This window comes from Lentzea sp. CC55 (assembly GCF_021056325.1).
Taxonomy (GTDB): domain Bacteria; phylum Actinomycetota; class Actinomycetes; order Mycobacteriales; family Pseudonocardiaceae; genus Lentzea; species Lentzea jiangxiensis.
On sequence record NZ_JAJCXE010000023.1, the window covers coordinates 62,200 to 71,847 of the forward strand.

Here is a 9,648-nt window from a genome sequence, read left to right on the forward strand (position 1 = left end):
CGACGTCCCACCATCGGGATGATCACCGCTGGCCCGCTCATCGAGCTCGCGGGCGAACAGTGGCGTGGTGTCAGTGACGGCGCTCAGCGGCTCGGGTGCGACCTCGTGTGTTTCGTGGGCAGTGCACTGAACCATCCGGATCCGTACAAGCGTAGGGCCAACACGGTCTACGACCTCATCTCGCCGAACCGCATCGATGCGCTCGTGGTGTGGACTGCGCGCGTGGGGCAGCTCGTCGGCTCCGAGGGCATGTACGAGTTCACGAAGCGCTACGCGCCCATGCCGGTCGTCAGCGTCGAGACGAGCCTTGCGCACTGGCCGACGATCCTCGTGGACAACCAGGACGGCATGAAGCAGGCCGTCGACCACCTCATCGAGGTGCACGGCAGGCGGCGGATCGCGTTCGTCCGGGGACCTCAAACGCATGCGGGCGCCCGAGAACGGTTCCTCGGCTACATGGAGTCGTTGCAGAACCACGGAATCCCGCTCGACCCGAAGCTCGTCACGATGCCCGGCCCGGTGATCTGGGAGCCGGAACGCGCCGCCGAGTCCGTGCGCAGGATGCTCGCGGGCCTCGACGAGCCACCGGACGCCATCGCCGCCGCGAGTGACGACTACGCGCTCGGGATCGTGGCCGCGCTGGAGGAGCTCGGGTTCCGCACGCCGGAGGAGATCGCCGTCGTCGGGTACGACAACCACACCGACGTCCGCGCGAACGACCTCACGACCGTGCGCGCGCCGTTCCGCGAGATGGGGATCCGGGCCGTGGAGCTGGCGGTGGCGCTGGTGAACGGCGAACCCACGCGGCAGCGCCAGATGATGCCGACCGAGCTGGTCGTGCGCCGGTCGTGCGGCTGCCTGCCGTCCGGTCTGGGCGGCCACGCTCCCGCGCACGACCGGCTCGTCGTCAACGAGTCCGCGACCGCGTCCACCGTCGCCGACCACCTGCGGGACTCGATCGGGCGTCCGTCCGCGAGGCTGCCGCGGGACTGGGCCGAACAGCTCGTCGTCGAACTGATGGCCGCTGGGCGTGGCGAGGTCGAGGGCGCGGAGTTCCTGAAGCTGCTCGCCGAGTACATCCGGTCGAGCGCGCGCGCCGGGTGCGAACCGGCGCGGTGGTGGCCACCGTTGTTCGACCTGCACCGGTTCGTGACGGCACGCATCAGTGACGCCACGATCATCAACGACCTGTGGCTGCGCGTGCAGCTCCTTCTGGGCGACGCGTTCGCCACGGACGCACGCTTCAAATACCTGGAGCACGAGCGCCACGACCAGAGAGTGCGCGAAGCAGGGCAACGGCTCATCGCCTCACGGGACGTGGAAGAGCTGACGACCGCGCTCGCCCAGGAGCTCCCCCGCCTCAACATCCCCGGCTGTCACGTCATGGCGTACGACACGCCAGGTACGGCGCGCGCGCTCGTGCGGTTCGAGAACAACGAGCTGAAAAGCCCGCAGGAGACGCCGTTCCCGACGATCAACCTGACGCCGTACCCGTTCCGGCGCGACGAGCCGTTCAGCGCGCTGGTGGCGCCGCTCTACACCGACGAAGAGCACCTTGGGTACGTGCTCTTCGAGGAAGGCCCGGAGCCCGGCTGGATCTACGAGGCCGTGCAGCAGCAGCTCAGCAGCGCGTTGCGCGGCATCAGGCTGATGCAGGAGCTGAAGGACGCGCGCGCACGCCTCGAAGAACGCGTCGGCGAGACGGAAGCGCAGTTGCGGCACGCGCAGAAGATGGAGGCCATCGGACGGTTGACCGGTGGCATCGCGCACGACTTCAACAACATCCTCACGGTCGTGAACGGCAACAGCGAGATGCTGCTGCGCCGCACACTTCAGGACGATCCGCGGCGCACGGCGATCGAGGACATCCGGCACGCGGGCGAACGGGCCGCGAACCTCACGCGCCAACTGCTCGCCTTCACCCGCCAGCAGGTGCTGCACCCGGAGTCGCTCGACCTCAAGCGGAACCTCACCAAGGTCCACTCGATGCTGCGCACGCTCGTGGGCGACCACATCGAGCTGGAGATGCGCCTGCCCGACACGGCGCGGGTGTGGGCGGACGCGGGTCAGGTCGAGCAGATCCTGTTCAACCTCGCGGTCAACTCCCGCGACGCCATGCCCGACGGCGGCACCCTGACGATCTCGATCGGGGACACGACGCTCGGCGGCGGCGAGACCGGCCGGATCGTGGGCGTGCGGCCGGGCGCGTACGTGGTGCTGCGCGTGCAGGACACCGGCTCCGGCATGGCACCGGACGTGCGGGCGCAGGTGTTCGAGCCGTACTTCACCACCAAGCCGGTCGGCAAGGGCACCGGGCTCGGCCTGTCCACGGTGTTCGGCATCGTGCAGCAGTCCGGCGGGCAGATCGAGCTGATCAGCGCACCCGGCGCCGGCACGACCGTCGAGGTCTACTTACCCGTGCCGGTCGAACGCGACGGCACCCCTGAGGCTCCGTGCGCGCGGCGCATCCCCACGCACCGAGGCGTCGGCACGGTGCTGCTCGTGGAGGACGACGCGCAGGTGCGGATCATGACCAGGCGCTCGCTGGAGACCGCGGGCTACGCGGTGATCGAGGCGGGCGACGGCCAGGAGGCGCTGCAGCTCGCCACCGCGCACCGCAGCAGGATCGACCTGGTGCTCACCGACGTCGTCATGCCGAAGATGGGTGGTCCCGAGCTCGTGCGGCTGCTGCGCTCGACCGGCGCCGCGCCCGCGGTGATCTACATGTCCGGCTACACGACCGACGAGGTCCTCGACGACGAGGTGCTGATCACGAAGCCGTACGTGGAGTCGGAACTGCTCGAACGCGTCCGCGAGGTGCTGGCTCAGGAAGCCTGAGCGCTCCGCGCGAGCACGTGGCGGACGGTTTCGTCCAGCGCCTCGATCCGGAACGGCTTCTGCAGGTAGCCCGCGACCTCGTGGCCCGCGAACCGGCGTTCGAGCGACGTGCGGTCGTGGCCGCTCGTCAGCACCACCGGCACGGTGAGGCCCTCGCGCTCCAGCTCGGCGAGCACCTCCTCGCCGGACAGGCCCGGCATGCTGTGGTCGAGCAGCATCGCGCCGACCTCGGCCCGCCGGTCGCGCAGGATCGCGATGGCCTCTGTTCCGTCACTGGCCTGCAGGACTGCGAAGCCCAGCTCCTCGAGCAGGCTCACGGTGTACCTCCGCACGGGGTCTTCGTCTTCCACGACGAGCACCAGACCGGCCAGCGACATGCGGGCAAGTATGCCTGAAACCATTCGTTCCCTCAGCACCAGGTGTCCGGCTATTTCCGGCAACCGTTCACGGGCTGCTCCGTCAGGACGACTTGCGCCGTTTGGGTCACGCCATTGGCCGAGGACCTGCGCTAACCTTCGCGGCACCGCTGCCGCTCCACGCCGGGAAAGAGGCACCAGGAAAGGCCAACTTCATGCGCAAAGCGACGGCGGCAGCCGCCCTGGCCGTGCTGTTCACATTGTCGCCCACACCCGCGAACGCCGATCCGAAGCCTGCGGAGAGGGTGACGATCGACGTGGTGACGGTGAACGGCTCCGGGTGCAGGCAGGGCAGCGCCGAAGTGGTCGTCTCGCCGGACAACACCTCGTTCTGGGTGATCTACAGCGACTACCTGGCCCAGGCGGGCAAGGGCGCGGGCGCGACCGAATTCCGCAAGAACTGCCAGCTCAACCTGCAGGTCAACGTCCCGCAGGGCTTCACCTACGGCATCGCGGAAGCCACCTACGCGGGGTACGGGAACCTCCAGCGCGGGGCGACCGGGTACCAGTACGTGAATTACTACTTCCAGGGTCAATCGGCCACCAACACGTGGAAGCACACGTTCACGGGGCCGTTCGACGACAACTGGTCGATCACTCATCGAACCGAGTTCGCGGACATCGTCCACGCCCCCTGCGGCGAGAAGAAGAATCTCAACGTCAACAGTTCGCTGCGCGTCGACAAAGGTACCTCGGACCCCAATGCGAACAGTTTCATGACGATGGACTACACGCGCGGAGAAGTGCGCACGCTGTACCACTTCTCCTGGAAGCGCTGCTGATTTCCACAAAGGCCGCCGCCACCGCCGCCACCCCCTGTGAGACGCGTCGGAAAGGTGCCCCCATGCTCAACGCGGTTGCCGCTGCTCTGCTGGCCTCGACCATCGTCATCCCGCCCGGCGCGCCGAACGGGACGCCGCCGCCCGGCCACATCACGATCGACATCGTCACGGTCAACGGCTCGGGCTGCCCGGCGGGCACCGCGGCCGTCGCGGTGTCCGAGGACAACAAGGCGTTCACCGTCACCTACAGCGACTACCTGGCGCAGGTCGGGGTCGGTGCGCGGCCGACCGACTTCCGCAAGAACTGCCAGCTCAACCTGCGGGTGAACGTGCCGCAGGGCTTCACCTACGGCATCGCCCAGGCCGACTACAGAGGCTTCGCGCACCTGGAGAGAGGCGCGTACGCCGTCCAGAAGGCCAACTACTACTTCCAGGGCATGTCGCAGAACGACTCGGCGCAGCACCGGTACAACGGCCCGCACAGCGACGCCTGGCAGGCCACCGACACGACCGAGGTCGCCGCGATCGTCTACTCGCCGTGCGGCGAGAAGAGGAACTTCAACATCAACACCGAGCTCCGGGTCTACCCGGGCACGTCCAACACGGCCACTACGACGAGCTTCGTGTCGATGGACTCGACCGACGGCGCGATCGACACGACGTACCGGTTCAGCTGGAAGCTCTGCCCGTAGTGGTGCTGTGACTACCGCACGCGCTCGCACGAGCGTGTGCGGTAGCACATATGTGAGCCGACAGCCGTACAGATTCGCGTGTGCGGGCGTCTTACCCCCATGACGGGGCAGGTCGGGGTGAAGGGGCAGCCAATGCCATCCGCCGCATATGCGCAGTACGGTGAGGATCGGAAGGCTCACAGGGGAGGTCGGATCCTGACCACGACGCTGCTCCCGGCCGGCCGGGCGAAGAGGGTGGCCGGCTCGCGCTGGCCGATCAGTGGTGACTACCGGCAGGTGCTCGCGGACCTGGCGTTGATCTTCTTCGCCGTTCTCGACGTCTGGCTGTACGGGCTGTGGCTCGAGGCCGACCCGATCACGGACCTGCCGCCGATCGAGGACTACCAGCTGTGGCTCAACTGGCTCGCGGTCGGCGCGCTGGTGCTGCGCCGCCGGTTCCCGTTCCTCACGCTCGTGCTGACGATCCCCGGCTTCTTCGTCGGCTGGTCGCAGCTCGCCGCGATGATCGCCCTCTACACGGTCGCCCGCCGCTACATCGGCGGCTGGCAGACGGGCCTCGCGGCCGCGCTGGTGTGGCTGTGCCGGTTCGTCGCCTGGCCGTTCGAGGAGCTGATCGAACGGCCCGCGTCCGGCCACTTCCACTCGGCGATCTACGGCTTCCTGGTGGCCGGTCTGCCCATCGCGATCGGCCTGCTGGTGCACGCGCGGCAGGAGCTGTCCGACCGCATCCGCGAACTGGCCGAGTCACGCGAGAGAGAGCGTGTGCTGCACGCGCACGCCATCCGCGCGGACGAACGGGCGAAGCTCGCCCGCGAGATGCACGACGTCGTGTCGCACCAGGTCAGCCTCATCGCCATGCAGGCCGGTGCGCTGCGCATGGCCGTCGCCGACGCCGAGCACAAGCAGGTCGCCGGCACCATCCGCACGTTGTCGACGCGCACCCTCGACGAACTGCGCCAGCTCGTGTCGGTCCTGCGCACCACCGACGACAACCAGCCGGGCGTCGACGAGCTGCCCGAACTGGCCGCCGACGCGGGCTTCGAGGTCACCATCCAGCTCAAGGGCCCGGTCGAGGACCTCGCCGCACCGGTGTCCGGCGCCGTCTACCGGACGGTGCAGGAGGCCCTGACCAACATCCGCAAGCACGCCGTCGGGGCGAGCGCGACCGTGCTCATCGACGCCCAGTACGACGACAACGTGCAGGTCGAGGTGCGCAACACCGCCCCGTCCAGCCCGTCGTCGTCGCTGCCCAGTGGTGGTCACGGCCTGGTCGGCCTGCGCGAGCGCGCCACGCTGCTCGGGGGCGAGTTCTCGGCGGGACCGACCGAGGACGGCGGCTTCCTGGTGACGGCGTCGTTCCCGAGGGAACGCGTCATCACCGATTGAAGCGCTTGAACGGATCGTGCGCAGCAAGCTGTACGAAGCCATGCCGTAGTCCCGATCTCCGTACGTCGGGTGGTGCGGCGGGGCGGCACCGGCCGAGCTCTGGGCCCGGCCGGACACCGACGTCTCCGAGTGCGCGAGGGACTCGCGGACCTGGGCGGTCAGGACCGCTTGGAGGCGAGTGACGCGCTCAACGCCGCCGCCGCGCCGAGCACACCGCACGTCAGCGCGATGGACATCGTCGGCTCGTGCTTGAGCAACACGGACACAAGCAGCCACACGGCAAGACCCAGCCCGAGGCCGAGCGGCACCGACGCGATCACCGCCGCCATGCCGGTCTGCCGGCGCCGTAACGCGCGCAGGTTCGACTCCAGGTACGCGAACGTGAAGAGCAGCAACAGCAGCGAGCCGGTGCCCATGAGGCTGAGCCACGGCGTCCGGCTCGACTCCAGCAGGAACGGTGGCTGCTCGTCGACCTGGGCCGTCACCACACCGCCGATGATCCACCGCGCCGCACCGGGCAGCACGAAGCCCTCCGGTCCGCGCTGGGGCACGTCGGCGAGCGGAACGCCCGCGGCCGTCACGACGAGATGCGTGCCCTCGACCTTCACCGGGTCCGCGAGGTCCTGCGTGATCTTCGTGTCCGGCGGAGTGCCGGTCGCGACGAACGGCACCACGACGAGAGCGATCAACGCGAGCGCGGCCACCAGCCAGAGCGCCCACGGCGCCGACGGCGGCTTGATCACCTGTGCGGCCGGCACCAGCGTGCTGCCGCCGCTCAGCCGCGCGGCGGGGACCGGGTCGACGAGCGTCGCCCTGATCCGCTGCTCCGTCAGCGTGACGGTGTCGCGTTCGGGCACGGGTCGCAGCGACGGACGGGTGGACGACGCCGACACCTGCGGCGCGAGGTGCACCGGCATGGTCAGCCGCAGCAGCCAGTCCGGGCCGAACAGGTGGGCCGCCGCGCCCGCCAGGTCGATCGCGAACGTCTCGGCGTTGCGGTAGCGGGCCTCCGGCTCCCGCGCGATGCTGCGCATCACCACGCCCGCAAGGGGTTCCGGCACGTTCGGCAACGGGCGCGGGTCCTGGAACACCCTCTTCTGGATCATCGCGATCGGGCCGCCGCCGCGGTCGAACGGCAGGTCGCCGCACAGCAGTTCGTAGAGCATCGTGCCGGTCGCGTAGACGTCCGCCGCCGGCGACAAGGGGTTGCCCATCGCCTGCTCCGGCGCGATGTAGGCGGGCGTGCCGAGCACCGCGCCGCCGTGCGTCACGAGAGTCGCGCCCTCCGACACCACCTGGGAGATGCCGAAGTCCGCCACCTTCACCACGCCGTTCGAGGTGAAGAGCAGGTTCTTGGGCTTCACGTCGAGGTGCAGCACCCCGGCCTCGTGCGCGGCGTGCAGACCGCTCAGCGCCGCCAGCACGATCCCGCACGACTGCTGCGCCGTGAGGCCGTCGCTCGCGAACCGCGACCAGACCGTGCCGCCGTCGAGGCGTTCCATCACCAGCAGGTGCTCGCCCTGCTGCCGGACGTAGTCGTAGACGGGCACGATGTGCGGGTGGTCGAGCCGCGCCAGCAGCCGCGCCTCGTGCTCGAAGCGCTCGCTCATCCGCGGGTCCTCGGCCACCGCGTGCGGAAGCCGCTTGATCGCCACGGGACGCCCGAGCTGCCGGTGCACGCCACCGTAGACGACCCCCATGCCTCCCTCGCCGATCTGCTCACCGACGGCGTACTGCGGCAGGGCGGCGACCACGCTGGACTGGTTCACAGCCGGAACCTCACGGTCTCCGCGTCCATCGAGGACGGTTGTCCCCCACCCGGATGCGGTGTCACGTAGCCGAGGAGGAACGCTGCCGCCGCGGCGGCGAGGACGAACGGGATCTCCGCCGTCGGCGACGGCGCCACCAGCCGCAGCACCGACAACGAGATCACCGCGATCAGGCCGGTCCCGATCCCGGCGGGCAGGAACCGCATCGCGCGCTGCCACCGGTTCGCGGGCAGTCGCCTGCGCGTCAACGCGATCAACGCCCCAGCCCACGACAACCCCGTCAGCACGAGCACACCCAGGCCGAACGCCCCGTAGACCGACCAGAGCGAGCCCCTGATGTCGCCGGTCGTCTCGACCGACGCGATGGTGTCCCGCTGGGTGTCGACGACCTCGACCGCGACCGGGAGCAGGCCGATCGCCTGCGAGCCGAGGTCGGTGGGCTCGAGCGGGAACGACCGGGTCTCCGAGGACTTCGCCGGCACGTCGAACGGAACCGTTGTGTCGTAAGCGAAGAAGGTCAACGCCAGCGCGGTTCCGCTGATCCGCACGGTCTTCACGCGCTGCACGGTGCTCGTGTTGTTGCGGACCGTGATGGAGACCTTGGCGGTCTTCGACGGGTCCAGCACCAGCGTCCCCACTCCGACCGGCCTACCGTCCACATCGGCCTCGAGGATCACGGACGAGTCCCGTGCGGAGGCTGTGGACGGGAGCAGCATAATTCCGCACAACAGCAGTAAACCTGCACCGGCCATGCGACGTCTCACTAGCGCACCTTAGGTTCTGATCCGGGGAGAAGGAATGCGGTCTTCAGGCTTACTCGTGGCCATCACGGCCGGTGTTACGGTGCTGAGCGCCACACCGGCGGTGGCCCAGCAGGCGCCCTCGGTGAGCGTGAGCCCCAGCAGCGGACCCGCGGGCTCGACCGCGGCTTTCACCTGGTCGGGCTTCTACAGGTGCAAGGGCACCATGCGCATCAACTGGGCGGGAAGCGTACTGGCCACCGCGCCCTGGGCGGCTAACGGTTCGGTCACCGCCACCATCCCGGCCGGCTCCAAGCCGGCCACCTACAGCTACACCGCGACCGACGAGTGCGGCCGGTCCGCGTTCGGCAGGTTCACCGTGACGCCTCCTCCCCCCGTCACCACCACGCGGCCACCGGTCACCACCACGCAGCCGCCCGTCACCAACCCCCCGGTGACCACCCCGCCGGTGACGACCCGTCCGCCGGTCATCACGACCACGACGCCTCCGGCGACCACGACGTCCACGCCGCCGTCGTCCTCGGAGACCCCTTCCTCGTCCACCGACGCGCTGACCGACCCCGGCGACGGCGTCCTGGTGCTCGACAAGGAGAACATCCAGCCCGGCGACGACCTGACCGCGACGGGCACGGGCTGCCCGAAGGGCGCGAACGTCACGCTGAGGTCGCTGGGCCAGGACGTCGGCCAGACCGTCGCCGACCAGGACGGGAACTTCCGCTCCCCGGTGAGGTTCGCGACCATCGAGCCCGGCCGCCACAAGGTGCGCGCCGAGTGCGGCATCGTGCTCGTGGGCAACGTCGACGTGACGCTGTCGAGCTCGTCGGGCGGCACGACCGGCACGCTCGTGGTGCTGCTGTTCTTCCTGCTCGTGGGTGCGGCGATGCTGCGCCGCCAGTTCAGCGGGCTGCGCCGCTAGTACTGCAACGGCACTTGTGTGCTCTGTAGTGGATCATATTGTGTGTGGTGGTCGATGTCGCTGTGGCGGAGCTGGACCGGTTGCGTGA

The 9,648-nt window shown here is 69.3% G+C and carries 8 protein-coding genes; 5 read left to right on the top strand and 3 right to left on the bottom strand.

The window, feature by feature from the left end; genetic code table 11:
* Positions 1 to 18: 18 nt before the first annotated feature.
* Positions 19 to 2,838 carry a substrate-binding domain-containing protein gene (locus L6E10_RS20835; protein WP_240011043.1) on the top strand — a complete coding sequence of 940 codons (2,820 nt, stop codon included), beginning with the start codon at positions 19 to 21 and terminating at the stop codon, positions 2,836 to 2,838.
* Here the strand turns inward: L6E10_RS20835 and L6E10_RS20840 are convergent.
* The gene (locus tag L6E10_RS20840; protein ID WP_236221192.1) at positions 2,826 to 3,215 is read right to left on the bottom strand and encodes a response regulator; all 390 of its coding nucleotides are present in this window, start codon (positions 3,213 to 3,215) and stop codon (positions 2,826 to 2,828) included. The two genes, L6E10_RS20835 and L6E10_RS20840, sit on opposite strands and share 13 nt — an antisense overlap.
* A 92-nt stretch (positions 3,216 to 3,307) precedes the next feature.
* On the opposite strand from L6E10_RS20840, the gene L6E10_RS20845 reads away from it, so the two are divergent.
* The 3 genes from L6E10_RS20845 (at position 3,308) to L6E10_RS20855 (ending at position 6,114) form a co-directional block, all read left to right on the top strand.
* Entirely contained in the window at positions 3,308 to 4,036 is a 729-nt protein-coding gene (locus tag L6E10_RS20845; protein ID WP_308102836.1) for a DUF4360 domain-containing protein, read from the top strand.
* A 62-nt stretch (positions 4,037 to 4,098) separates the two neighbouring features.
* Entirely contained in the window at positions 4,099 to 4,728 is a 630-nt protein-coding gene (locus tag L6E10_RS20850) for a DUF4360 domain-containing protein (RefSeq protein ID WP_236221193.1), read from the top strand.
* 132 nt (positions 4,729 to 4,860) lie between these two features.
* Positions 4,861 to 6,114 carry a sensor histidine kinase gene (locus tag L6E10_RS20855; protein ID WP_236221194.1) on the top strand — a complete coding sequence of 418 codons (1,254 nt, stop codon included), beginning with the start codon at positions 4,861 to 4,863 and terminating at the stop codon, positions 6,112 to 6,114.
* A gap of 158 nt (positions 6,115 to 6,272) precedes the next feature.
* Here L6E10_RS20855 and L6E10_RS20860 read toward each other — a convergent pair whose 3' ends face one another.
* Together L6E10_RS20860 and L6E10_RS20865 are read right to left on the bottom strand one after the other, a co-directional pair.
* Positions 6,273 to 7,883 carry a serine/threonine-protein kinase gene (locus tag L6E10_RS20860; RefSeq protein ID WP_236221195.1) on the bottom strand — a complete coding sequence of 537 codons (1,611 nt, stop codon included), beginning with the start codon at positions 7,881 to 7,883 and terminating at the stop codon, positions 6,273 to 6,275.
* The gene (locus tag L6E10_RS20865) at positions 7,880 to 8,521 is read right to left on the bottom strand and encodes a hypothetical protein (protein ID WP_236221196.1); all 642 of its coding nucleotides are present in this window, start codon (positions 8,519 to 8,521) and stop codon (positions 7,880 to 7,882) included. Before L6E10_RS20865 ends, L6E10_RS20860 begins: the two co-directional genes overlap by 4 nt.
* Before the next feature lie 205 nt (positions 8,522 to 8,726).
* Between L6E10_RS20865 and L6E10_RS20870 the strand changes: the two genes are divergently transcribed.
* Positions 8,727 to 9,560 carry a hypothetical protein gene (locus tag L6E10_RS20870; RefSeq protein WP_236221197.1) on the top strand — a complete coding sequence of 278 codons (834 nt, stop codon included), beginning with the start codon at positions 8,727 to 8,729 and terminating at the stop codon, positions 9,558 to 9,560.
* Positions 9,561 to 9,648: the final 88 nt, after the last annotated feature.

What these genes read in the sequence shown, in the direction of transcription:
- L6E10_RS20840 (WP_236221192.1), bottom strand. Translation starts at nt 3,215, where the DNA reads ATGTCGCTGGCCGGTCTGGTGCTCGTCGTGGAAGACGAAGACCCCGTG.
- L6E10_RS20855 (WP_236221194.1), top strand. Translation starts at nt 4,861, where the DNA reads ATGCCATCCGCCGCATATGCGCAGTACGGTGAGGATCGGAAGGCTCAC.
- L6E10_RS20850 (WP_236221193.1), top strand. Translation starts at nt 4,099, where the DNA reads ATGCTCAACGCGGTTGCCGCTGCTCTGCTGGCCTCGACCATCGTCATC.
- L6E10_RS20835 (WP_240011043.1), top strand. Translation starts at nt 19, where the DNA reads ATGATCACCGCTGGCCCGCTCATCGAGCTCGCGGGCGAACAGTGGCGT.